Annotated in this window: 26 protein-coding genes; 12 read left to right on the top strand and 14 right to left on the bottom strand. The window is 59.7% G+C overall.

Annotated features, from left to right (window positions below; genetic code table 11):
• Nucleotides 1-244: 244 nt before the first annotated feature.
• Nucleotides 245-1162, bottom strand: coding sequence for a polyphosphate kinase 2 (gene ppk2, locus C8K63_RS17835; RefSeq protein WP_108217904.1), 918 nt, complete (start codon nt 1160-1162; stop codon nt 245-247).
• A gap of 177 nt (nt 1163-1339) precedes the next feature.
• Here ppk2 and C8K63_RS17840 point away from each other — a divergent pair, with 177 nt between their 5' ends.
• From C8K63_RS17840 to C8K63_RS17855, 4 genes are all read left to right on the top strand, one after another.
• On the top strand, nt 1340-2269 hold the full coding sequence (locus C8K63_RS17840; RefSeq protein ID WP_108217905.1) for a Ppx/GppA family phosphatase: 930 nt from the start codon (nt 1340-1342) through the stop codon (nt 2267-2269).
• A 23-nt stretch (nt 2270-2292) separates the two neighbouring features.
• Nucleotides 2293-2736 (top strand): arsenate reductase ArsC, encoded by a 444-nt coding sequence (locus tag C8K63_RS17845; RefSeq protein ID WP_108217906.1) that lies wholly within the window; start codon nt 2293-2295, stop codon nt 2734-2736.
• Between the two features lie 62 nt (nt 2737-2798).
• Nucleotides 2799-3200 (top strand): DUF1801 domain-containing protein, encoded by a 402-nt coding sequence (locus tag C8K63_RS17850; RefSeq protein ID WP_108218116.1) that lies wholly within the window; start codon nt 2799-2801, stop codon nt 3198-3200.
• 191 nt (nt 3201-3391) lie between these two features.
• A complete protein-coding gene (locus C8K63_RS17855) occupies nt 3392-3781 on the top strand; it encodes a cytochrome c family protein (protein ID WP_108217907.1) in 390 nt (129 codons plus the stop codon).
• A gap of 250 nt (nt 3782-4031) precedes the next feature.
• Here the strand turns inward: C8K63_RS17855 and C8K63_RS17860 are convergent, their stop codons facing one another.
• The 8 genes from C8K63_RS17860 to C8K63_RS17900 all read right to left on the bottom strand — a co-directional run bounded on the left by C8K63_RS17860 (nt 4032) and on the right by C8K63_RS17900 (nt 13160).
• A complete protein-coding gene (locus tag C8K63_RS17860; RefSeq protein ID WP_108217908.1) occupies nt 4032-4460 on the bottom strand; it encodes a nuclear transport factor 2 family protein in 429 nt (142 codons plus the stop codon).
• Between the two features lie 76 nt (nt 4461-4536).
• On the bottom strand, nt 4537-5109 hold the full coding sequence (locus C8K63_RS17870; RefSeq protein WP_108217909.1) for a chorismate mutase: 573 nt from the start codon (nt 5107-5109) through the stop codon (nt 4537-4539).
• Nucleotides 5110-5190: 81 nt separating this feature from the next.
• Nucleotides 5191-5475, bottom strand: a complete 285-nt coding sequence (locus C8K63_RS17875; protein ID WP_108217910.1) for a hypothetical protein — start codon at nt 5473-5475, stop codon at nt 5191-5193.
• Nucleotides 5476-5674: 199 nt separating this feature from the next.
• Nucleotides 5675-7228: an amino acid permease gene (locus tag C8K63_RS17880; RefSeq protein WP_108217911.1), complete on the bottom strand. Its 1554-nt coding sequence runs from the start codon at nt 7226-7228 to the stop codon at nt 5675-5677.
• 161 nt (nt 7229-7389) lie between these two features.
• Nucleotides 7390-8550, bottom strand: coding sequence for an iron-containing alcohol dehydrogenase (locus tag C8K63_RS17885; RefSeq protein WP_108217912.1), 1161 nt, complete (start codon nt 8548-8550; stop codon nt 7390-7392).
• Nucleotides 8551-8553: 3 nt separating this feature from the next.
• Nucleotides 8554-9945 (bottom strand): aldehyde dehydrogenase family protein, encoded by a 1392-nt coding sequence (locus C8K63_RS17890; protein ID WP_108217913.1) that lies wholly within the window; start codon nt 9943-9945, stop codon nt 8554-8556.
• A 7-nt stretch (nt 9946-9952) separates the two neighbouring features.
• On the bottom strand, nt 9953-11326 hold the full coding sequence (locus tag C8K63_RS17895; RefSeq protein ID WP_108217914.1) for a glutamine synthetase family protein: 1374 nt from the start codon (nt 11324-11326) through the stop codon (nt 9953-9955).
• A gap of 244 nt (nt 11327-11570) precedes the next feature.
• The gene (locus C8K63_RS17900) at nt 11571-13160 is read right to left on the bottom strand and encodes a winged helix-turn-helix domain-containing tetratricopeptide repeat protein (RefSeq protein ID WP_108218117.1); all 1590 of its coding nucleotides are present in this window, start codon (nt 13158-13160) and stop codon (nt 11571-11573) included.
• A gap of 261 nt (nt 13161-13421) precedes the next feature.
• On the opposite strand from C8K63_RS17900, the gene C8K63_RS17905 reads away from it, so the two are divergent.
• The 4 genes from C8K63_RS17905 (at nt 13422) to C8K63_RS17920 (ending at nt 17402) form a co-directional block, all read left to right on the top strand.
• Nucleotides 13422-14174: an SDR family oxidoreductase gene (locus C8K63_RS17905; RefSeq protein ID WP_108217915.1), complete on the top strand. Its 753-nt coding sequence runs from the start codon at nt 13422-13424 to the stop codon at nt 14172-14174.
• Nucleotides 14175-14218: 44 nt separating this feature from the next.
• The gene (locus C8K63_RS17910) at nt 14219-14632 is read left to right on the top strand and encodes a cupin domain-containing protein (protein WP_108217916.1); all 414 of its coding nucleotides are present in this window, start codon (nt 14219-14221) and stop codon (nt 14630-14632) included.
• Nucleotides 14633-14724: 92 nt separating this feature from the next.
• On the top strand, nt 14725-15822 hold the full coding sequence (locus C8K63_RS17915) for an HlyD family secretion protein (RefSeq protein ID WP_108217917.1): 1098 nt from the start codon (nt 14725-14727) through the stop codon (nt 15820-15822).
• Entirely contained in the window at nt 15819-17402 is a 1584-nt protein-coding gene (locus tag C8K63_RS17920; protein ID WP_108217918.1) for an MFS transporter, read from the top strand. Before C8K63_RS17915 ends, C8K63_RS17920 begins: the two co-directional genes overlap by 4 nt.
• A gap of 69 nt (nt 17403-17471) precedes the next feature.
• Here C8K63_RS17920 and C8K63_RS17925 read toward each other — a convergent pair whose 3' ends face one another.
• From C8K63_RS17925 to C8K63_RS30500, 4 genes are all read right to left on the bottom strand, one after another.
• Complete coding sequence (locus C8K63_RS17925; protein WP_108217919.1) at nt 17472-17990, bottom strand: phage infection protein; 519 nt, start codon at nt 17988-17990, stop codon at nt 17472-17474.
• Nucleotides 17991-18238: 248 nt separating this feature from the next.
• Nucleotides 18239-18931 carry an RES family NAD+ phosphorylase gene (locus tag C8K63_RS17930; RefSeq protein WP_108217920.1) on the bottom strand — a complete coding sequence of 231 codons (693 nt, stop codon included), beginning with the start codon at nt 18929-18931 and terminating at the stop codon, nt 18239-18241.
• Entirely contained in the window at nt 18925-19329 is a 405-nt protein-coding gene (locus tag C8K63_RS17935; RefSeq protein ID WP_108217921.1) for an antitoxin Xre-like helix-turn-helix domain-containing protein, read from the bottom strand. Before C8K63_RS17935 ends, C8K63_RS17930 begins: the two co-directional genes overlap by 7 nt.
• Before the next feature lie 902 nt (nt 19330-20231).
• Nucleotides 20232-20369, bottom strand: coding sequence for a hypothetical protein (locus C8K63_RS30500; RefSeq protein WP_177413232.1), 138 nt, complete (start codon nt 20367-20369; stop codon nt 20232-20234).
• A 294-nt stretch (nt 20370-20663) separates the two neighbouring features.
• Between C8K63_RS30500 and C8K63_RS17945 the strand changes: the two genes are divergently transcribed.
• The 4 genes from C8K63_RS17945 (at nt 20664) to C8K63_RS17960 (ending at nt 23403) form a co-directional block, all read left to right on the top strand.
• Nucleotides 20664-20858 (top strand): hypothetical protein, encoded by a 195-nt coding sequence (locus C8K63_RS17945; RefSeq protein WP_108217923.1) that lies wholly within the window; start codon nt 20664-20666, stop codon nt 20856-20858.
• Between the two features lie 55 nt (nt 20859-20913).
• Nucleotides 20914-21099 (top strand): hypothetical protein, encoded by a 186-nt coding sequence (locus C8K63_RS17950; RefSeq protein ID WP_108217924.1) that lies wholly within the window; start codon nt 20914-20916, stop codon nt 21097-21099.
• 259 nt (nt 21100-21358) lie between these two features.
• Complete coding sequence (locus C8K63_RS17955) at nt 21359-23131, top strand: S-type pyocin domain-containing protein (protein ID WP_108217925.1); 1773 nt, start codon at nt 21359-21361, stop codon at nt 23129-23131.
• Nucleotides 23131-23403: a hypothetical protein gene (locus C8K63_RS17960; RefSeq protein ID WP_108217926.1), complete on the top strand. Its 273-nt coding sequence runs from the start codon at nt 23131-23133 to the stop codon at nt 23401-23403. Before C8K63_RS17955 ends, C8K63_RS17960 begins: the two co-directional genes overlap by 1 nt.
• A gap of 257 nt (nt 23404-23660) precedes the next feature.
• Here the strand turns inward: C8K63_RS17960 and C8K63_RS17965 are convergent, their stop codons facing one another.
• Nucleotides 23661-23933: a hypothetical protein gene (locus C8K63_RS17965; RefSeq protein WP_108217927.1), complete on the bottom strand. Its 273-nt coding sequence runs from the start codon at nt 23931-23933 to the stop codon at nt 23661-23663.
• Between the last annotated feature and the right edge of the window lie 58 nt (nt 23934-23991).

Here is a 23991-nt window from a genome sequence, read left to right on the forward strand (position 1 = left end):
ATGACGCCCGGTTCATGACGATTCGATGACGGCTTGATGGCCATTCATCAGGATGCCGGTAATTCGCTGACTGCCGACCAATTGTGGCGAGGGAGCTTGCTCCCGCTGGGTTGCGAAGCGACCCCAAAATCAGGCAGTGCGATTTGCCAGACAAACTGCACTGAATGATTTTACGACTGCTGCGCAGCCGAACGGGACGGTGCGGCGATCCGACAAGCCCCCTCGCCACAGGTCTTGTGTTGAGTCAGTAAATCTCCGGCACGATGATTTCCTGCGGCACAGGCCCCCGCGAATAGTCTTTCTGACGCACCCGTTGGGGCAATTCGATCACCGGCAGCTCGACTTCTTCATAAGGCATCTGGCTGAGCAGGTGATGAATGCAGTTGAGTCGGGCCTTCTTCTTGTCGTCGGCCTGCACCACCCACCAGGGCGCTTCGTCGATGTGGGTGCGCTCGAGCATGATTTCCTTGGCCTTGGTATAGGCCTCCCAGCGGCGGCGCGACTCCAGGTCCATGGGGCTGAGCTTCCACTGCTTGAGCGGGTCGTGAATGCGGCTGAGAAAGCGCAGGTTCTGCTCCTGGTCGGAAATCGAGAACCAGTACTTGATCAGCTGGATGCCGGAACGGGCGAGCATGCGCTCGAATTCCGGCACGGTGCGGAAGAACTCTTCGTACTGGTCGTCATTGCAGAACCCCATGACCTTCTCGACCCCGGCGCGGTTGTACCAGCTGCGGTCGAACAGCACGATTTCCCCGGCGGCGGGCAAGTGCGAAACGTAGCGCTGGAAATACCACTGCGTACGCTCGCGGTCGTTGGGCGCGGGCAGGGCGGCCACCCGGCAAACCCGGGGGTTGAGGCGCTGGGTAATGCGCTTGATTACACCACCCTTGCCGGCGGCATCGCGGCCTTCGAACAGGATCACCACCTTGTGCCCGGTTTTCACCACCCAGCTCTGCAATTTCACCAGTTCGCCTTGCAGGCGAAACAGTTCGGCGAAGTAACGGCGCCGGGCTTCTTTCTCGCTGCCATCCTCGATGTGTTCATCGAACAGTGCGTCCAGGTTGTGTCCGTCTTCCGATAATTCCAGTTCCAGCTCCTCGTCACTGATATCGAGCAGCTCGCGGTGGATGCGCTGGATCAAGGTGTCCTGATTGGAAAGCATGGTGAGACACTCGCGTCATGGGTGGTACGGCCGATCCTGGTCACAGTTTGTTACGAAGTGGTGATGCCAGGCGGTGTCATCTGGGTGTCATCGAAGCCATGGCAAGATCCTCGCAATCCGTCTTGAGTGCCCGACGGCCGCCAGTCCGCCGGTAGATGAATGTGCAAGGAACCCCCTATGAAAGACGCCCCGCTGTTTGCCGCCATCGACCTGGGTTCCAATGCGTTTCGCCTGATGATTGGCCAGTCGGTGAGACGGAACCAGCAGATGGTCATCCAGGAAGTGAAGACCCTGCGTGAGCCGGTGCGTCTGGCCGAAGGCCTGCAGGGCGGGGCGCTCGATGAGTTGGCGCTGGACCGTGGCTGGCAGGCGATGGCGCGATTCGGCAAGAAGTTGCGTGGTTTCGAGGCCGGGCGCGTGCGGGCGGTGGCCACCAGCGCCGTGCGCGAAGCGGACAACGCGCCGCTGTTCCTGGCCAGTGCCGAACGCCACTTGGGCTTTCGCATCGACGTCATTTCCGGTCACGAAGAGGCGCAACTGGTTTACGCCGGCGTGGCCCACACCTTGCCGGCGCAAACCACGCGGCTGGTGGTGGATATCGGCGGTGGCTCCACGGAAATGATCATCGGTCGTGGCGACCAATTGCTGGTCACCGAGAGTATTGCCATCGGCAGCGGCACCTTCGGTGCGCATTACTTCCACGGCGGGCGGATCATGGCCGAAGCGCTATTGGAAGCCGAACGCGCGGCTACCGTGCAATTCGAACGCATTGCCCGCCGTTATCGCGCCATGGGCTGGCAGCAGGCGGTCGGCTCCTCCGGGACGGCGCGGATGCTGGCCAAGGTGCTCAAGGCCAATGACCTCAATGATGACGGCCAAAGCGGCATCACCTACGGCGGCCTGTTGCGCCTGTCGCTGCGCCTGCTGGAAGTCAAACATGTAAAACACCTCAAGCTGGCCGGTTTGCCCACCCATCGCCTGAGCATTTTGCCCGGCGGCCTGGTGGTGATGCTGGCGGCGTTCAAGGTGTTCGGGATCACGCACATGATTGCGTCTGAACCGGGTTTGCGGTTCGGCGTGCTGCATGGATTGATGAGCAAACACTAAAGTCCGCCAGCCGAGGTAAACCCATGACCGACCCCCGTCGCGTGCTGTTTGTCTGCGCCCGAAACGATGTCCGTTCACCTATGGCCGAAGCCCTGTTGCGTCACATTGATCCTGCCGACTTCCAGGCCTTCAGCGCCGGGCTCGAGGCCAGCGAGATCGATCCACGCACGTTCGAATCCCTCGATCACATCGGAGTCGATGCCAGCGGCTTGCGCAGCAAGTCCCTCGAAGACTTCGAAGGCCAGGCATTCGACTACGTCATCACCCTGTGCGACAAGTCATCCGAAGAGGCCTCACGCATGCCGTTTACCGGTGAAGTGATGGTCTGGAGCTTCGAAGACCCGACCACCAGCGAAAGACACGACCCGTTCCGCCATACCCTCCAGGAAATCGGCGACCGCATCAAAATGTTCGTCACCGTGAAAACCCGCCCCGTGCCCCAGGCGCCGTCAGTCAGCGATTCCTGAAAACTTTGGAGCACCGTCTACCCTCATCGGTCACAACCATCATGATGAGGGTCGAAACGGTGATGAAAACGGAAAAGGTTGAAACAAACGAAGCCTCGGCGCTGATCGACGAACGAATCCGGGAACTGGCCGACTGGCGCGGCGAAACCCTGGCCCACGTCCGCAAGATCATCCGCCAGGCCGACCCGCAGGTGATTGAAGAGTGGAAGTGGCGCGGCGTGCCGGTGTGGTCCCATGCCGGCATCATTTGCACCGGCGAGACCTACAAGCAGGTGGTGAAGATGACCTTCGCCAAGGGCGCTTCGCTTGATGATCCGTCGAAACTGTTCAATGCAAGCCTTGAAGGCAATACCCGGCGTGCCATCGATATTCGCGAGGGCGAGCAGGTCGATGAAGCGGCGCTGAAGGCATTGATTCAGGCGGCCATGGCGCTCAATACCTCGCGCAACAAGTCAAAAAAATAAGCCACTACACAGAACCTGTGGGAGCGGGCTTGCCCGCGAAGAGGCCATCACATCCAACAGAGAAGGTGATTGATACATCGCTATCGCGAGCACGCTCGCTCCCACAGGGATTGCGTCCATTTGACCACTTGGGATATCCCCGACCACCGTGTTCCAATAGCCATCCAGCAACACCCAACTGGAAACGGAACATGAAGAAAATCGCCGCCCTGACCCTCGCCCTGGCGCTCACCGCTGGCCTGCTCAGCACTTCCACCCTTGCTGCGGGCGATGTCCAGGCCGGGGAGAAAGTGTTCAAGCGCCTCTGCAGCGGCTGCCACCAGATCGGCGAATCGGCTCGCGCCTTCTTCGGCCCGCAGCTCAATGGCGTGATCGGTCGTCACTCCGCCGTCACCACGGACTACGTGTATTCCGACGCGATGAAGTCCGCCAACCTGGTCTGGGACCGCGAAACCCTGATCGCCTACCTCGAAGCGCCGAAGAAAGTCGTGCCCGGCACCCGCATGATTTTCTGGGGCCTCAGCGACCCGGAAAAAATCGAAGACCTGCTGGCCTACCTGCAAACCTTCCCGGCGCAATGATCGACCGGCTGTCTGAACTCTACCCGTAGTGCAAGGGGGGCAGTTCGACATCGACGCAATCTCCGCGGGCGGAGGCGGTATTCACTGCGTGACCAGTCATCAGCCGATGGTGTGAAGTTTCCAGGTTGTACACAAAATCTGTAGGAGCGAGCCTGCTCGCGATGGCGATGGGTCAGTGAACAACATATTGACTGACACTCCGCCATCGCGAGCAGGCTCGCTCCTACAGGGATTTTGGTGAATCAGGAAGTCAGGCCTTGCTGTCCTTCAGATAAGCACCGAGGCGCCGCCCCATTTCCTCACCCAACGCCTGCAAGCCACTGAGCGGCCGCACCATCACTTCAAACTCGACAATCTTGCCCTGTTCGTTGAAGCGGATCATGTCGATGCCCTTGAGCTCTTTCCCGCCGACCCTGGCGCTGAATTCGAGAATCACGTTCAAGCCATCCGCCGTCGTCAGCTCGCGGTGGTAGGCAAAATCCTCGAACACGCTCATGACCGTGTTGAGGATCATCGACACCACTGGCGCCCCGGGATAGGGCGTGTGTGCCATTGGCGAACGGAACACCGCCTGCGGATCGAGCAATTCAGGCAAGCCGCTCAAGTCGCGGTTGCCGATCATCGCGTGCCACTGTTTCAGGGACGCTGCGACATTGGGGTTCAGGTTCAGCTCAGACATCTTCAACTCCTGTTTTTATTGTTGTGGTGCGAAAGCGTTGGTCGATCACCCAGGCGGCATCGTCGGCCCATTGACGTTATCGCCCAGCAATACACAGCTCCCCAGTCGCACGAATCATCGCCTGGCCATGCAGGTAATCCTTGATCAGCGCGGAGCGTTCGGTGGCCAGCCATTGCGGGCAGTTCGGGTCTTTGCGGTAGGGCAGGAACGCGGCGTACTGTTGGAGCAGCAGGTTTTGCAATTTGTCGAGCTTGGGCCGGATGTCGTTAATGAGGTCCGGCCGTGGCGTGTCCGGTGCCTTGTGCGCCGCTTGCCATTGTGCGAGCCGGCCGTATTGCACCAGTTTGCTGGCTTCGATCTGGGCGGCGATGAGGTCGGCGACATCGTCGGGGTCGAGCTTGCGCTGGGTGGCCTGCTGGCGGGCGTTGGCGATGACTTGCGCTTCCCGGGCGTTGTCCTGGACCGGTTTGCCGCTGTCCCACTTGGTCAGCGCCACCAGCTCGCTGATGTACAACCGCTCATTCATCGTTGCCAGCAAAGGTTGCAAGGCATCGGGCGCCGGGGGCGGCGTGCTGGCCAGGGCACCGCCAGCGAACAAGCCGAACAGGGCACAGGTCAGCCAGTGCGGCAGGCGAGGGGAACGGGGCATGGGTGGAATCTCCTTGGGCGCAAAAATCACTCCGGCTTGTGTATCACAAGTGCAGCCAGGGAACGATAGGGTGCGAAGGATTCAGCCCAGCAGTCGTTCAATCTGCGCCAGTTCCCAGGTGCTGAGCAAACTCACCGGGTCGGTACCGAAGCGCTGTCCGCTGTCGAACGCATACTCGCGGCCATCGGGGCTTTGGCCGTGCAGGCAGTGGCGCAAGTGGCCGGCGTCGACGTCGAGCGTCAGGCGCCAGCCGTCGATGTCGACCCGTACTGACTCGCAAGCGTCGTCGACTCGCTTGAAGGTGCAAATGCCTTGGGCGGCGTCGCGCAACGGCTGGTAAACCTCGCGGGCGGTGAGGGTGGGCATAGTGGCCTCGGGTGTGAAATCAGGGAGGCACAGGATAGATCATCGGCGTGCATAAAAGCCTGGCTGATAAGGCCCGGACTCTGTAGGAGCGAGCTTGCTCGCGATGGACTTAAGAGCGCCGCGTTTAGCCAGTAAACACGCGTTATCGTTAACGACCATCGCGAGCCAGCTCGCTCCTACAGGGTACTCATTGCTCGCTCTATTTGCGGTTCAACGCCGCCTCCGCCGCAGCAATTTCAGCCTGGCGCTTGACGATCATGTCGCCCACCGGCGGCCCCTGGAACCGCCGGGCTTCAAAACCGAACCAGACGATGGCGGTCAGCACCAGGAAGCTGATGGTGATGTACAACGCCCAATCGTTCGGTGGCTGAATGCCGATGACGAAAATGATGATCATCGACAGGATCGAGAGAATGGCGAACACCGAGTACCAGAAACGGCCCATGTTCCATGGCCCCATGGTCGGCCACTTCGAAGTCCCAAAGGTAAACAGGCCGAGCACGATGGGAATGGCGAAGGAAAAAAACAGGAAGATCACCGTGCAGGACACCACGATCGTATAGACCGGTGTTGCCCCGACCGAGATCACCGACGAGCCCCAGTCGAACAACACCGCGAGGGTGGCACCGGTCCAGATCGCCGCGACCGGGCTGCGATGGGTCGATGAGACCGAGGCCAGGGCTTTGGAGCAGGGCAGGCCGCCGTCCCGGGAGAAGGCGAAGATCATGCGCGAAACCGAGGTGACCGTGGCCAGCCCGCAGAGCACCTGCGAGATGAAAATCGCCACGTAAAGCGCGAGCTTCAATGTCGGGTTGACCTGGGTGTTCATCGCCCAGAAAAACACGTTCCAGCCTTGCCTGGCCGCCTCGTCCATGTTCGGCAGCATCAGCACGAACGCGCTGAGCATCAGCCAGCCGAACAGCAACGACCAGACCACCGACATGACCATGCCGCGCGGCACCGACATGGCTGCATTGCGGGTTTCCTCGGAGGTATGCGCAGAGGCGTCGTAGCCGGTGATGGTGTAGATCGGCAACAGCAGGCCGAGCATGAAAATCCAGCCGTTGGAGACCTGCGGCCAGACGCTGCCGCCCACCTCGCCGGAATAGTTGTTGAAGGTCCACAACCGCGCGAATTCGTAGCTGGGCGCCGACATCAGGCAGACGATGGTCAGGGCCAGCGCCGTGGCGAAGATCAGGTAACCGGAGAAGTCGGTGAGCTTGGCCGTCAGGCCGATCCCCAGGTGGTTACACAAGGCCTGCAGGCCGGTGAGGATCGCCAGGAAAATCACCCGGACCGTGGTCGTGTCCTCCATGCCCAGAGCCGGTCCGAAGGCGCCGAAAAAGAAGTAATAGGTGCCGACGTTGATTGCGCCCAGCACCGTGACCAGCCCCAGCAGGTTGAACCACGCGGTCAGCCAGCCTGTGAAGCGGTTACCGAGAATCGAGCCCCAGTGGTACAGGCCGCCAGCGGTGGGGTAGGCCGAGGAAATCTGCGCCATGGCCATGGCGAACACCCCGGAGATCAGGCAGCCGATCGGCCAGCCGATGCCGATGGAGATACCCCCCGCGCCCGAGGTGCACTGGGCCAGCGAGTTGATGCCACCCGAGAGGATGCAGATGATCGAAAAGGAAATCGCAAAGTTGGAGAAAACTCCCATTCGTCGTGAGAGTTGCTGGGCATAGCCCATGCTGTGCAGCACCTTGACGTCATTGTCTTGCGCTTCGGTGCCCGGCTGGCTTGCTGGGTTCATGATGTGTGCCCCTTCAGGTTTTGGACAGGCCGAACTGAGCCGCCGTAGGCTCGACCTTGGTTTTCTGTAGGAGCGAGCCTGCTCGCGATGGACTTGAGGATGACGCGGGGTGTCAGGCTCCCCCGCGTCATCGTTGACGTTCATCGCGAGCAGGCTCGCTCCTACAGACGGCCGTGAAATGCCGCGTCGAAAATCCTTGCCACACCGTCCCGGGTCAATGGCAGCGGGTTGCCGCCGGCGCAGGGGTCGACAATCGCCATGTCCGCGATCAGGTCGGCCTGCCGGTCATCCACGCCCAGTTCCACCAGGGTATGGGGTACGCCGATGTCCTTGCGCAGCTTGAGCACGAAGGCCATGAAACTGTCGAAGCCGGGGGAGGGCAGGCGCAGGTACGCCGCCAGGCGGGTGATGCGCTCCTCGATGGCCGTACGATTGAACTGCAGGACATAGGGCATGAAGGTGGCATTGGTCATGCCGTGATGGGTGTCGTATAGCGCGCCCACCGGATGCGAGAGCGCATGCATCCCGCCCAGGCCTTTCTGGAAGGCCGTGGCGCCCATCGCCGCCGCCGCGAGCATTTGCGCGCGCGCCTCGAGGTCCGACGGCGTGTGTACCGCCTTCACCAGCGAATTGGCCACCAGGCGCATGCCTTCCACGGCAATGCCGTCGGCCAGGGGGTGAAAGCCGGGGGCGCAGTAGGCTTCCAGGCAATGGGATAACGCATCCATGCCAGTGCCGGCGGTGACCTTGGCGGGCATGCCGACCGTGAGGGCCGGATCGCTGATCACCACGCGCGGCATCATTTTCGGGTGGAAGATGATGCGTTTGGTGTGGGTGCTCTCGTCGATGATCACCGCCGCACGACCGACTTCGGAACCGGTTCCCGCCGTAGTCGGCACGGCAATGATCGGGGCGATGCGGCTGTCGTCGGCGCGGGTCCAGTAGTCGCCGATGTCCTCGAAATCCCAGACCGGGCGGGTCTGGCCGCTCATGAAGGCAATCAGCTTGCCCATGTCCAGGCCACTGCCGCCGCCGAACGCGATCACGCCGTCGTGCTGGCCGGCACGCCAGGCGTCGAGCCCACCGGCCAGGTTGGCTTCCACCGGGTTGGGTTTGAGATCACAGAACAGCGCCACGCCAAGACCGGCGGCGCGCAACGCATCCAGTGCCGCCGCGGTGATCGGCGCACGCGCCAGGCCGCTGTCGGTCACCAGCAAGGGGCGCTGGATGCCCTGGCTGCGACAGACGTCGGCCAGCTCGGCGATGCGCCCGACACCGAACCGAACGCTCGTGGGGTAGTTCCAGTTTCCTGTCAGGTTCATGGTCTACACCTCGTGACGCAGATGAAAGGATTTGGCCCGGGTCAGGTGCTCGTAGCCCAATGGCGACAGGGTGACGCCGCGCCCGCTGTTTTTCACGCCGGTCCAGGCCAGAGCCGGGTCCAGATAATCGCAGCGGTTCATGAAAACCGTGCCGGTGGCGATCTCGTTGCCCAGGCGTTCGGCCGCCGCGAGGTCCCGGGTCCAGATGGAAGCGCTGAGCCCGAACTCGCTGTCGTTCATCAAGGCGATGGCTTCTTCATCGCTGGTCACCGGCATGATGCCGACCACCGGGCCAAAGCTTTCGTCGCGCATGACCGACATTTGATGGGTGACATCGACCAGGACCTGCGGCGCGAGGTAGGCGCTGCCCGGTACGTCGGCGGGAAATGCCTGCGGATCGATCAGCGCCGTCGCGCCCTGGGCCAGCGCTTCGGCGATCTGGCCACGAACGAAGAAGGCGGCGCCCGGTGTCACCAGCGGGCCGAGGGTGGTGGCTTCGTCCAGCGGGTTGCCCAGCACGTATTGGCGGGTCAATTCGGCGAAGCGCTCGACAAACACCGGGAAGATTTTCTGGTCGACATAAATGCGTTCCACGGCACAGCAACTCTGCCCGGAATTGAAGAAGCTGCCGTCCACCAGATTTTCCACCGCCTGTTCAAGGTTGGCGTCTGCCCGGACATAGGCCGGGTCTTTTCCGCCGAGCTCCAGGCCCATGCCGAGAAATTGTCCGCTGGCGACGCTTTCCATGACTTTGCCAGCCTCCACGGAACCGGTGAAGTTCACTTGCTGCACGCGCCCGCAAGCAATGATCGCCCCGGTCGACACATGGTTGAGCAGCAGATTCTGGAACAGCCCTTCGGGCAGTTTTGCGCGACGCATGGCCTCGGCGAAACGCTCGCCCACCAGCAGGGTTTGCGACGCGTGCTTGAGGATCACGCTGTTGCCGGCCATCAGCGCCGGGATGATCGTGTTCACCGCCGTCAGGTAGGGGTAGTTCCACGGGGCGACCACCAGCACCGTGCCCAGCGGCTCGCGTTTGATGTAGCGTCGAAAACCCGCCTTGGGCGCAGGCTCTACAGCGGCCAGGGCCTGTGGAGCGATGGCGATCATGTGTCGGGCGCGTTCGGCAAAACCGCGCAGCTCGCCGGCGCCGTAACGCACCGGGCGGCCCATCTGCCAGGCCAGCTCCGGCACGATGTCCGCCTGCATCGACAGCATCGCGTCCACCGCGGCACTGCAATAAGCCGCACGCTCGCTCAGTGAGCGGCGTTGCCATGACGCCTGTGCATTGGCAGCGGCCGTCAGTGCCTGCTCGACCTGCTGCGCATCGGCCACCTCGCGTTCGACATACACCCGGCCATCGACCGGGGAGATCAGTTGTACCTTCTCAGTCATGATGTTCTCAGTAGCGCTCGAAACCGCGCTGCAATTCCCAGTCGGTGATTCGCCGGTCGTACTCCTTCTGCTCCCACTCGGCGGTGTGCACGTAATGGTCGACCACCTCATCGCCGAACGCCTTGCGCAACATGCCGGAGGTTTTGAGTGCGACGCTCGCCTCGCGCAGGGTCTTGGACACTTCCGGCAAATGCTCATCGAGGTAGGCATCGCCTTCGAACGGTGGCGCCAGGTCGAGCTTCTCGTCGATACCGGCAAGGCCTGCCGCGATCAACGCGGCGAAGGCCAGGTAGGGATTGAGGTCGGCACCGCCGATGCGGCATTCGATGCGGATGGCCTTGCTGCCTTCGGCACACAAACGGAAGCCGGCGGTGCGATTGTCGCGGCTCCACACTGCCCGCGTCGGCGCAAAGGTGCCAGCCTGGAAGCGCTTGTAGGAGTTGATATAAGGCGCGAGAAAACAGGTGATGTCGTTGGCGTACTTGAGCTGCCCGGCGACCCAGGCCCGCATCAGTTTTGACATGCCGAACTCGGCTTTTGCGTCGAAGAACAGCGGCTTTTTGGCGTTCTTGTCCCACAACGAATTATGGATGTGACTGCTGGAACCGGCGGCGTCGTAGCGCCACTTGGCCATGAACGTGATCGCCTTGCCCTGCAACTGCGCGATCTCCTTGCAGGCGTGCTTGATGATGACGTGGTGGTCGGCCATGGTCATGGCATCGGCGTAGCGGATGTTGATCTCTTCCTGCCCCGGGCCCCATTCACCCTTGGAGTTTTCCACGGGAATGCCCGAGGCCTGCAAATGCTTGCGAATCGCCCGCAGCACCGGCTCTTCGCGGGTGGTCTGGAGGATGTTGTAGTCCTCGATGTAATGGCCGGCGGTTTTCGGTTTGTGATAGTTGCGCTGGTGGATCGCCTCGTAACTCTCGTCGAACAGGTAGAACTCGAGTTCCGAGGCAAACATGCCGGTATAGCCACGCTCGCGCAGGCGCTCGACCTGCTTTTTCAGAATCGCCCGCGGGCTGTGGGGCAGGTCCTGGCGATGGTGATGATCGAGCACGTCGCACAGCACCAGTGCCGTGCATTCAAGCCAGGGCACGCGCCGCAGGGTAGACATGTCGGGCTTGAGCACGAAATCGCCGTAACCCTTGCTCCAACTGGCCGCGGCGTAACCCGGCACCGGCTCCATGTCGATGTCATCGGCCAGCAGGTAGTTGCAGCAGTGGGTTTCTTCGTGGCCGCTGTCGATGAAAAACTCGACCTGGAAGCGCTTGCCGACCAGGCGCCCCTGCATGTCGACCATGCAGACCAGCACGGTATCGATTTCGCCGGCAGCCGCGGCGCGCTTGAGTGCATCAAAGCTGAGGAGGGGCTCGGTCATCACGGCAATCCTGCGTGAAAGGTTGGGGCCTGTCTGGGATAGCTGTTGCAGACGCTCTCCAGAAAAACCCAAAACCTGCAGAACCGAGCATCGTGAGCAACAAGTTGCTCAAAGCTTAGCCTACCCTGTAGGAGCGAGCTTGCTCGCGATGGACTTGAAGACACCGCGTTTAATCAGAAAACCCGCGTCATCGTTGACGACCATCGCGAGCAAGCTCGCTCCTACAGGGTAAGGCTGGTCGTCTTCACTCGGGCAATCCCGCCAGCCGCAGTCCATCGACGAAACGGGTGAAGTCCTCAGGCCGTTGAATGGGCAGCCAGTCCTTGAGGGTGCCCAGGCGCAAAGACGAATCCAGCTTTTGCAGACGCTGCATCGCCGACTTCGCTTTTTCCATTTGACCGCCGAGCGCATGACTGGCCGCCACCAGCGCTGCCGCGACCAGCAGGCTGGGCAGGTTGCCCAGGGCCTTTTCCGCCCAGTCCGCAGCGGTATCGAAGTGCCCGGCGAAGAAATGCGCGAGCGCCATCCCGACCTGCATCCTGAACATTTCCGGATCCAGCGGACTCAAGCGAACGGCATGCTGCAAATGCTCGATGGCAGCGTCCGTTTCACCGTGCAGCGCCCGCAGGATACCGCCCAGGAACCAGGCGGGGGCGAGGTTGGGATTGAGCAGGCGCGCCCGGTCGAGCAGCGCAATGCCGCCGTCGACTTCGCCAGCGAGATGAGCAAGGGCATGTCCGCCGCGCGTCAGTGCAACCGCATCATCGCGGCCAAGGGCTACCGCCAGACGCGCCAGCCGTATGCCCTCGGCGATTTCTGCAGGCCGGTCGGTCATCCAGCCATTGAGCTTGCGCCAGAAATGGCACCAGGCGGCCATGCCATAGGCCGAGGCAAACTCCGGATCGAGTTCGATGGCCTGGTAGAACATCGGCAGCGCCTGCTCGATGGCTTCCCGGGTGCCGCTGTGCAGTTTGGCCATGGCGCGCAGGTAATAGTCGTAGGCGTCCAGGCTTTCCGTCGGCTTGCGCTTGGCGCGTTCGATTTCCGCCCGTTCCAGTTGCGGCGCGATCGCGCCGACGACGCTTTCGGCGATCTGGTCCTGCAGTTCGAAGATATCGTCGAGCAGGCCTTCGAAGCGCTCTGCCCAGATGTGCGCCCCGCTTGTCGCGTCGATCAGTTGTCCGGTAATGCGCACCTTGTTCCCGCACTTGCGCACGCTGCCTTCGAGCACGTAGCGAACGCCCAGCTCCAGGCCAACGCCCTGGGCGTCCACGGCCTGGCCCTTGTAGGTAAAACTGGAATTACGCGCGATGACGAACAGCCAGCGAATACGCGACAGGGCGGCGATGATGTCCTCCACGACGCCATCGGCGAAGTATTCCTGCTCCGGATCGCCGCTCAGGTTCTGGAAGGGCAGGACGGTAATCGAGGGTTTTTCCGGCAGGACGAGCGTAGAGGAGGGGATTTGTTTCGTGTCAGCGCTCGAGCGTTCATCGATGTCAGGCTGTCGCGCTTGCCCGGTCATGTTGCCGTTGATCTGGCCAACGAAGCGGTAGCCCTTGCGGGCGACGGTGCGCACCAGGCGCTGCTCTTCACCGGTGTCACCGATGGCCTTGCGCACCGCATTGATGTGGCTGGTGATCGTCGATTCGGAAACGATCCGGCCGCTCCACACCGCCTTGAGCAATTCGTCCTTGCTGAGGACCCGATCGGGATTGCTGACGAACAGCAGCAACAGGTCGAAGACCTGCGGGCCGACGGCCACGACCTGCCCGCGCAAGGTCAGCTCCCGGCGCTCCTGATCGAGTACGTAGTCTTCAAACGCGAATGACAAGATGAGCATCCCCTGGCGCAGCGCCCTCAACGCCGTGTCCCAGGCGGCTGGCGGTTGGTAACTGGGGAGGATGATACGGCAGCTCGACACCCGCTGCACCGTCCGCGCCAGGGCGTGCTGGACGATCAGCCTCTTCTTTGGACATAAATCCAAGCGTTCGCCAAGGTAAACCCAAGCCCGGCGCAAGGACTTGCCTCACCCGTGCAGGCAATCTTTCTCTACACCGACGCAATGGTTGCAGTCGACAAGTGGAGAAAAGTCATGAAGATCGTCGTCATCGGAGGCTCCGGCCTCATCGGATCGAAACTTGTGAACACCCTGCGCGAGCGCGGCCATGATGCGCTCGCCGCCAGTCCCAGCACGGGCGTGAACAGCATCACCCGCGAAGGCCTGGCCGCAGCGATGGATGGTGCTGATGTGGTGGTCGACGTGGCGAACGCGCCGTCGTGGGAGGACCAGGCCGTTCTCGATTTCTTTGAAACGTCGAGCCGTAACCTGCTGGCCGCCGAAGCCGCTGCCGGGGTTCGTCATCATGTTGCCCTGTCGATTGTCGGCAGCGAACGGCTTCCCGATACCGGCTATTTCCGGGCCAAGGTCGCACAGGAAGCCCTTATCAAGGCGTCCGGCATGCCTTACACCATTCTACGTGCCACGCAGTTCTCCGAGTTTGCCGGTGGCATTGTCCAGTCGTTCGCCGTTGGCGATGAGATTCATGCTTCGCCGGCGCTGATCCAGCCGATTGCGTCTGACGACGTGGTGGCGGCGTTGGCCGATGTCGTACTGGCTGCACCGGTCAATGGCACGGTTGAAGTCGGCGGCCCGGAAACCATGCCGATCGACGAGATGGCCAGGCGCTTTCTGCGAGCGACCCAGGACAACCGCAAGGTCGTACCGGACGTGCATGCGCGTTACTTCGGTGCCGTGCTCAACGATCAATCGCTGGTCACCGGCAAGAACGCACGCCTGGGCGCGATCCGCTTCGACGACTGGCTGGCCCGGTCGACAGCGCAGTAACGGATCTCACCCTCGCATTCCCCTACGAATCCAGGAGAAATCCCATGGTTACCCGATTGCTAATGGCCGCTGTCTTTGCAGCACTCTCGATCAGCGCCGCATCGGCCGCCGAGCCACCCCCCGGCAAGGTGACGGTGGTGTTCGACCGTCCCATTCCCAACATCCCTGGCAAGAGCATGAGGGGCGTGGTCGTCGAGTATGGGCCGGGTGCCGCGTCGCCGGCCCACACCCATCCGAAAACCGCCTTCATCTATGCAACGGTGCTGGAGGGCGCGTTTCGCATCGAGGTCAAAGGTCAGCCGGAAAAGGTCTACAAAGTCGGCGAAAACTTCGTAGAGGAGCCGGGTTCCGTGCACCTGGTCAGCGCCAACGCCAGCGACACCCAACCGGCGCGCCTGTTGGCGGTGTTCGTCCTCGACACCGAAGAAAAGGTACTCGTGACACCCATCAAACAGTGAGCCGATCAACGCGCTCATGAAGGCTCGACAGCCGGGCGGCAGATCCTGCCGCCCGGCTGTCTGGTTCTTGGCACTGAACAGGAAATCAAAAAATGAACTCGCTCCAGGACAAGGCCGCCATTGCCACCGGCGCAAGTAGCGCAACGCCTGTGGTCGTGGTGCGGCGCAGCAAGCGCAAGACCATCGGCCTGTTGCTGTGCGTCGCGGCCTTGATGGTCGTGGCGGTTTGGGGAGCCATGGCGTTTTCCAGTGGCGTGACCTCGACCGACAACGCCTATGTCCGTGGTGACGTCACCTCACTGGCCGCGAAAGTCGCCGGCTATGTCACGGCGGTCGAGGTCGAAGACAACCAGGCCGTGCGTGCCGGTGATGTGCTGTTTCGTATCGATGACCGCGACTATCGCGCCAAACTCGCGCAAGCCGAGGCCAATGTCAGCGCCGCCCAGGCGCGACTGACCCATGTCGATGCGCAGATCCAGCTTCAGCATGCGCTGATCAGGCAGGCCGAAGCACAAAGGCGCTCGGCCACCGCCGACATGAGCCTGGCGGCCAAGACCCACGACCGCAGCCGCAAACTGATCATCAGCAACGCGGTGAGCCAGGCCCTGGTCGATGAAACCGGCACAGCGCAATCCAGAGCCGTGGCCTCGGTGTCGGCCGCCTCGGCCACGGTCGAGGCGCAACAGCAACGCATCGCGGTGTTTGTCGCCGAGCGCGAGGCCGCCGTGGCCGCCGTGACCCAGGCACAGGCCGCGCGCGATCTTGCCCGGATCGATCTCGATCACACCGTGGTACACGCGCCGGTGGATGGCGTGGTCGGTAACCGTCAGGTTCGCCTCGGCCGTTTCGTCACACCGGGCGTATCCCTGCTCGATATCGTGCCGGTCAACGATGTGTGGGTGGTGGCGAACTTCAAGGAAACCCAGCTTGAACATATTCGCCCCGGTCAGTCCGTGCGCGTCACGGTCGATGGCTACCCCGATGCGGCACTCGATGGCGTGGTCGACAGCTTTGCACCGGGCAGTGGCTCGGCGTTCAGCCTGCTGCCACCCGACAACGCCACCGGGAACTTTGTGCGTGTCGTGCAGCGCGTGCCGGTGAAGATCCGCCTGGCCCACAATCCGCTGCCGGGTCGCATCGTGCCGGGCCTGTCCGCGCGGGTGGAGGTTGCGCAAGGGGCCGGTTCATGAAAAGCGCCAGACTGAGCCGCGTCAGGGCAACGAATGGCGTGCTGCTCATGGTGGGCATCGTGCTGGCGACGTTGACGGAAGCGATCGCCAGCACCGTGCTGGCCCTCGGCCGCAGCGACATCATCGGCGACACCTATGCCACGCCTGACGAGTTCGCCTGGCTGGATGTCGGCTACATCGCGTTCAAACTGATCGGGTTCATGCTTGCCCCTTGGCTGATGCAGCGATTTTCCGCGCGCAACGTGATCATCGGCGCCACCCTGGTCATGGGCCTGGCGTGCTGCGCGGCCGCCATTACCGCCTGGCTGGAGCTGCTGATCGCACTGCGCATCCTGCAAGGCTTCGCTGGCGGTACTTTGTTGGTGGCGGGTCAGGCGCTCATTTTTCGCGGTTATCCACGCGCCCTTCAGCCGATCCTGCAAGCCCTGTTCGCCATGGCGGCCGTGGTCGCGTCGGCGACCCTCGCACCGGCCCTGCAAGGGTGGTTGATCGACAGCCAGTCCTGGACCTGGATTTTCTTCAGCGTGGTACCGCTGGCCCTGGCGGCGACGGGGCTCTTGCTCATCACCGACCACCCCATGTCCGCCAAGGTCCGGCAACGTTCGTTTGACTGGCTCGGCTGTGCACTGATCGGTGCTGCGCTGTTGTGTTTCACCTACGTGCTCAGCCAGGGCAGCCGCTGGGATTGGTTCGAGGAGCCGCGGATCCTGATACTGACGGTGCTCGGCGGCGCCGCGCTGCTGGCCTTTCTCGGCCAACAGATCTTGGCCAATGGCCAGGGGCTGCTCGACTTCAGCCTGTTCAAAACAAGCGATTTCACCTTTGCTTTTTGCGTCAGTTTCGTCGCCGGAGCCGCGCTGTTCGGCAGCGCCTACCTGATCCCGGCGTTCGCCCTGTCGGTACTCGCGTTCACACCGACCGATGCCGGCTGGCTCCTGTTGCCCAGTGGCGGTTTTTTTGTCGGCTCGTTGCTCATCGCTGCCTGGTTGATCAAAGTCCGCCGCCTGCCGCCGGTGGCGACCGTGCCCTTGGGCATCCTGCTGATCATGGCGGCGATGTGGATGCTGTCCGGCTCCACCAGCGAAAGCGGCACCGGCGACATGATGGCGGCCATCCTGTTGCGCGGCCTGGGCCTTGGCTTCCTGTTTCTGTCGATCACCCTGATCGCCTTCAGTCACCTCAACAGCCGCAACCTGGCCAGCGGCATCGGCCTGTTCAATACGGGGCGGCAACTGGGTGGCTTGATGGGCGTCGCTGGGCTGCAGACCTTGATCGACCATCAGGTTGTCAGCAATGGCGTGGTCCTCGGCGCCAACGTCACCCCGGGAGGAAACGCGCTCATCGAACAGCTGATGACCACAACCGCGATGCTGGCGGGGAAGGGCATGGATCAGGTGGCCGCTGGCCGGGCAGCCACCAGCCTGCTGGGCAAAGCGGTGTCAGGTCAGGCCACGGTGATTGCCTTCGATACGGCGTTCTTCGCCGTGGCCGTGCTGTTCGTCTTTGCCGCGCCCATTCTGGTCGCCATCAAGATCGGTCTCTCGCGACACGCGAAAGTGCACGAACAACCGACGAATTGATGACCCGCACGAAAAAGCCCGGCGGGTGAGGCCGGGCTTCTCGTTGAGTCCTGCGGTAAAGCACTGCATTCAGACAGCGCGGCTTTCGATCAGACGGTCGGAGCCACCTTCGGCGACGCGGTTTTGCAGAAGTTTGTCGGAACCGCCTTCGGCAACGCGGTTTTCCAGCAGTTTGTCGGAACCGCCTTCAGCGACGCGGTTTTGCAGCAGTTTGTCGGAACCGCCTTCGGCAACGCGGTTTTGCAGAAGTTTGTCGGAACCGCCTTCGGCGACGCGGTTTTGCAGCAGTTTGTCGGAACCGCCTTCGGCGACGCGGTTTTCCAGCAGTTTGTCGGAACCGCCTTCGGCGACGCGGTTTTGCAGGAGCTTGTCGGAACCGCCTTCAGCGACGCGGTTTTGCAGCAGTTTGTCGGAGCCACCTTCAGCCACACGATTCTCGATCAGGCGATCGGAACCACCCTCGGCCACACGGCTTTCAATCAGACGATCCGAGCCGCCTTCAGCGACCACAGGTTGAGCAGAAGTTGCGGCGAAAGCGTTAACTGCGAAAACCGAGAAAGCGATGCTGAGGAGGGTCTGGCGTTTCATGATGGTGTGCTCCGGGGTGCTTATGGGTTGGTATGGAGCAGATGTTACGCCGGGGATTTTTTAAGAGAACTTCATTGAAGTGATGGTGACTATCGATGCAGTCAATGGATCGAACACCGTGTGTGCAAACACTGCTTTTTGTGGCGAGGGAGCTTGCTCCCGCTGGGTCGCGCAGCGGCCCCAAATCGAGGACTGCTACGCAGTCCAGCGGGAGCAAGCTCTCTCGCCACAAAGTTATCGCAAGGCAATCAGGCTTCGCTGATCTGGCTCACGCTGGTGATTTGCCCATTCCAGACCATCTCGTAATGCGCCGCCTGCACAATCGACGAAACCGGCCTCGGCGTCATCAACGCCCAACAATGACTGCCCGGCATGCGCACTGAGTGATAACGCAACCCGGGACAACCGGCATTCCGCACCGCCCGCCCCAGCACACGGGAATGGCTGTAGTCGTTCGGCGCATACACCGGATCACTTATCGGCAGAGCCGCAGCGTCCTTCATCCCCCCATCATCAAACGAGCACGCCAACCCCCGAAACACAAACCGCTCATAGTTCAGGCTCGGCACCTTCGACCAATACAGCGCCTGGTGATGCCGGACCTCGGCCAGTGCCGCTTCCATCGAATCCGCCAGGTACAACACGCCAAAACTGCCGTCACTGAAGCGCGAACCCGCCGGGTTGACGTGGGTAAAGGGTGCAATCGCGTAAGAGCAGCCCGCAATCCCGAACGGAATCTCGCTGCGCGCAATCAACTCAAGCTGTCCCAGCTCATTCTTCAGCCGCGGATTGGTCAGCGCCTGAATCTCGAACAACAGCTCGAACTCATCCGCGTCCGCCACATCATCAAACAACGCAATCGGCGGAAACTTCGAATTGACCAGGCGATAAGCCTGCAACGACTGACCGGCAAACACCGCCAGCTCACTCGCCATCACCATTGCGCACCCCGCAGCATGTCGATGCGGCGGAAAGTTTCATACAGCGAAATCATGTCGCCCTGGGCCATGATCGCCAGCGGCGAACGCCCGTTGAAAAACTCGTTGTCATTGGCCATCGAGGCAAAGCCGTAGACGTTGTCCGGGTTGTCGAACACCAGCCGCAACGTCGCGTGAATGTTCAGCACAAAACTGATGCGCTGCATCTGGTCTGCATCCAGCGCCACCGCCCAATCCGGGTCACGCTGACGAGCGCGGGTGTAGGTGCTGCGGGAAATACGCAGGATGCGACAGGCCTGGTCGCTGGTGGCTTTCCACTTTTCCAGAATACCCACGGCGGCACGCAGGCCGGTGACGCACTGGTTTTTGCTGAAGGATTGGGGTTGCAGGGGGACGGCCATGTTTGTGTCCTTAGGTTGAATCTGTAGATTCAAATGTAGATTTATTGAGTCTGTAGAGCAATATTGGTGCGACGGATGGGCTTAACATGCCAATGCAATTGGGCCGCGATCTTGCTGAAGCTATGTGTTACTGAAACCGACGATGCAGGTCTGGAAAGACATCCTGGGCAAACCAGGCGGGCAGGCCGGGGGGGAACCGGGTCCAGCCAGGATTTCGAGGTGAATAAGGACATGGCAGTTTGTATCGCCAGAATTGTCTTCACATTTTATTTCATATAAAAAATCGTTTAAAAAGCTTTATTTTGTTGGTTTTTATATGGCTTTGTGGAGCTTTTTAACTGAGCTGCCTTCACGTTTTATTTCACAATTTTATTTAAAGAACTCCAGGATTCTGGAATGCCAATCGCCAGCAAATACAAATCAGGCGCCCGTATTCAATTACTTCGCTGCGACGCCCTCAAGTAGCGCCTGCACTTGCCTGGCCTGCGGGTTGCCCGCCGTTTTTCCATTGGGAATAAACGCCGCGCCCACGACTGCATCACTGATGAAACGTCCGCCCCAGTGCATCCAGCCGAGTCGCAATAGGCGGCAAGCGCCGACTGCTCAACGCCAGCGTCCGCACATCATCCGCCGTGCTCTGCGCGATGCTCTGCACCGACTGCAAGCGCCCGACAAGCTCCCTCGCCACAGGTCTTTTAACGCTGAGCCATTTAAGCAAATCGATTGCCGGCGTGGTCGAGGTGTATTTGAGAAACCGTGGAGAGCGTAGCCCTTGGCCGTCATTCCAGGCGGGTACGACGTCGCTTGTGGAAAAACAATGTCCGATATAGAGGCAAGTAATACCGAAGTGATGGGGGAGTACGACAGACTCCATTGCAAAGTCTGTCGTACACCCGAGGCAATTACGATTTCTTCGGCGGATAGTTGCTGCGCAAGCGACCGGACTTTTTGCCGGTGGTTTTGCTCGGCAGGTTCGGCACCAACGGACGGGATCTGGGTTGGGGGTTGGAGCGGCTTTGGGGTTGAGGTTGTTTGCTCATGGTTCGCCTCCTGAATTTTCAGGGATTCGCGAAGTGGTTTACTGATGAAGTTTAGCTAATTGACTGTGGGTTGGGTCGATTGGCTCTTGGGGCGTGTGTTGTGAGCGATCGGCTTTTGTTTTCAGCCCCATTGATAGACCCCCTTACGCAATCCTCGGATTTTGCCTACAACTTCGGCAGGAGTATCCCGCTATTCCAAAGATGAAAAACGGGAAATATTGACGGCGTAGAAAGGGGGGATCACCGGCTGTTCGGAGAGAACCTTTTGAACAGCAAAGCGCGAAGGGATGAACCATGCTACAAAACGACCGCGACAATCTGGAACTCGATAAACTGCAACTCGAAATCCGAAGGTCCATGGCCGAAACCCGAAAACTCACGGCAGAAGAGCGCAAGTTCAGGCAAGAGACCTTCTGGTACCCGATTGCGGTGGGGGCTGGTAGGGTGACCGCTATCGTCGCTGCTGTCAGCCTATGGGCGAAGTTTTGAGCATTCGTACCCGCCACAACAGATACGACTCGTGACCCACACAGGAAGTAGCAGCATGTCCACACAACCTACGAATCAAGCCAGCATTGAACAACTGCACCGCGACGTTGCAGCTTTTGTCGAGGAGATGCGTAGTCCCGCCCCGAACGCGATCCGCTCTACTGTGGTGCCGTTCGGCATCGGTGCCGCCCTGGCACTGACAATCTTTGTTGTCGCCGCCCTGGTAGTCCGACTGGTCTAGTCTTTTACCCTTGCGCCGATGGTTGGGGCGTTTGGGTGAAACAGGTGTAAATCTGTTTCAGGACTAGACCAAAAGAAGAATACAGGCGCCCTCGGCGCCCATATGTAGTCACTCTCCCACCTGCGCCCGCAACTGCCGCCCATCATCTTTCGTGCGCGACGTATACAGTAAATATTGAAGTATTGAAAATGCTACGTTGTTGCGGCATAACTTTTGCTCTGTCTATTTTATGGAATTGATATTGTGCATGGAGCGCTATATGCAAGAACCAATTACACATTATTCACCTGTAATAACGCCTGAGTCTCGACAGGTTCAAGCTACAGAAGCCCAAGTTTTTCCTTCAAGCTTCGATAGTGTTTTGTTTTGGGATGGGGCTGTCCCGGCAGTTACTACGCCCCATAGTATTGAGAGTACCAAAAACCCCAGTAACGCATACCAAAAGTTGGAGGCGATAGGACTTTCGGTGCACGATCAGATAACGAGTGTTTTTTCTGGTGCTACACCGAATGTTCGAGATTATCTAGAAAGACGCATAGTCGCAGCCATTGACGGGCAGGGGTTCAATGCGTTGGAAGCTGCCTTGAAAAAGAAAGCGATCATTGTAGAACTTCTGCAAAGGGCCAGAATCCATAGATGTTGGCTCGATGCACTACTATATAATGGTTTAGACGCATTGTCGCTAGACAGAGAAATGAGTGCCGCGGTATTTGCATCGAATGCTGATGCAGAAGACGATATGGCAGTGCGACAAAGCTTTTATGAAGAATATCTATTATCGCTAACTGCCGCCTACGTTAAACGAATCCTTGTCGAAGCCATCTCCATTCTGGAGGACGCTTCCACAACTGCAGACGCGGCAATCCATAGCGCCTTGGCAAGGGGCGAAGTCGCTTACACCTACAGGTTACACATTGGTAATGGCATAGAGGCGGGCACTGTGGCGGGTGCCATTGCCATCCATGTCGCCGAAGGTTGGACCTTCGGGGCAGTGATCCATGAAGGCATTAAGTTGTTGGCAGGGTTGGGGGAGGCACTTATCAGTCGGGCCACTGCTGTTGGGATCGGAGCCTTGTTCTATTCACCTGCTCTTGCTAACGGCGAACGCTTTCCTCAAACAGCTCTCAAACTACCCGGTACCACTTTTTTACCAAAGCTGCCGTCAAACCTGAATGAAATCGCCGCTGCCGAAGGAACCATTGACCTTCCTTATCGGATTTATGGCGACCTTAACCAATACACACTCGTTGCAACCCCGGCTGGAGGGAGCGTCTCGGAAAAAGTGCCAGTGCGAGCATTGGCATTCGATCCAGCGACCAGCGCCTACAGTTTCACGTCAAACGATACACCGCCCATTATCCTCAGTTTTCCAATTATTCACTTGGGAAACGGCTCGACAACTTCGCCTGCCCGCCCTGCGCAAGTACCGACTTACACTGGAGTTACGCTGTCGCCATTGCTTGTGCAGCCTGAAACCTTGCCCGCGGTCGAATTGCCTGATTTCAGGGATTGCATTTACTGCTTTCCGATTGAAAGCGGTCTGCCGCCAATCTACGTTGTTTTTAATAGTCCTTATGAAGGAGCAACCACAAGGGGAAAATACAGCGGTCGACTTTTCAATCCCGCCAAAGCTGGAGGCCCAATCCTCGATCTCGATTGGACAAGTGCTACCGTGAGCCAAGCGGGTATTGACCTGGTAAAATTACATACGGGACGCTTTGGGCCTTCGGACGCCAATGCCATTATGATTTTTCGCTTGAAAAAAATTCTGCTGGGTGAATTGGTAATCACAGATGTGGACAAACGCTTCTATACTCATGAAATCAGAGAGCTGGAACGTTTCAGAGCATTAGGTGTGGTTGACGGTGTAGACCCGAATGACGACGGTATTATTTGGAATAACACTCACGCCGCGACGCTGGAGGACTACAAGGTCAAGGATGCTTTTGAACTGCTCTATACACCTGATGCTTTAGAAGCGGATGAAAAACAAAGGGGACGAGAGTACAAGAAACTTGGAGGGGTAAAATAATGAGCGTCATTGCAACCATCGTACTTAACGAAAAACCTGAAGAGGTAATTCTGTTTGTAACCAAAAATCAATTAGGTATTTCCTTTCCTCAGCTTGATGGTCTTTATAATCGGGCTAACTGGGCGCATGTGGAGAACAACATTGGTCTATTGAAACTTGTCAAAAAAATGTGTGATGCCGGTTTTATAAAAAATAATGGGATCAGAGTTGTGAGAGGGCCCAACTGGAGAGAGCCGGCATTCATGCTCGAAGGCAAATATACCTTTGATTGACAACACCAAGTGCCTGAACGCAGGCGCCAGAGAACGGTGACAGTAGCTATCATTTCGTAGTCGTCCGGTTCCCTTGTCCAGTCGTTTAGATCATCGAAGGTTTCCCGGGTTGAGCCGCTGCTGCAGCGGCTCTTCTCTTTGTTTCGGGCATATTGAGTATCTTCGCCTGATTGGTTTTTCGCGGTCTCGAATCAAGCTGACGGGTAACCCCTTTTCTGGACCAGCATTAAAACGGGTGCCGAGACACCCGTTTTCATTTACTCCGCAGCCTGCGCCCGCAGCCGGCGACCAATCACATCCATCAAATCACAACCATCGCACAACGGAATGACCAGCAGTTTGCAGAAGTCCTCCAGCACCACCGTGTCGCAACCGAGTTCGGAGCGATAGGCGATGTTTTCCAACACCTGCGTAACCGCCCGAATACGGTAGTCGGCCATGGCTTGCAGGACGTCGAGTGGGGCTTGGGTGTCGATGAGCAGGGAGGCCGGAACCATGTTGATTCCGGTGAGGGGCATGTATCGGTTCATTTTGAATGATCTCTGTTTGTTGGGCTCAAGGCCGTCAGTCGGTCATTCTCTGTTGTCA

Source organism: Pseudomonas sp. GV085, from assembly GCF_003050925.1.
Taxonomy (GTDB): Bacteria; Pseudomonadota; Gammaproteobacteria; order Pseudomonadales; family Pseudomonadaceae; genus Aquipseudomonas.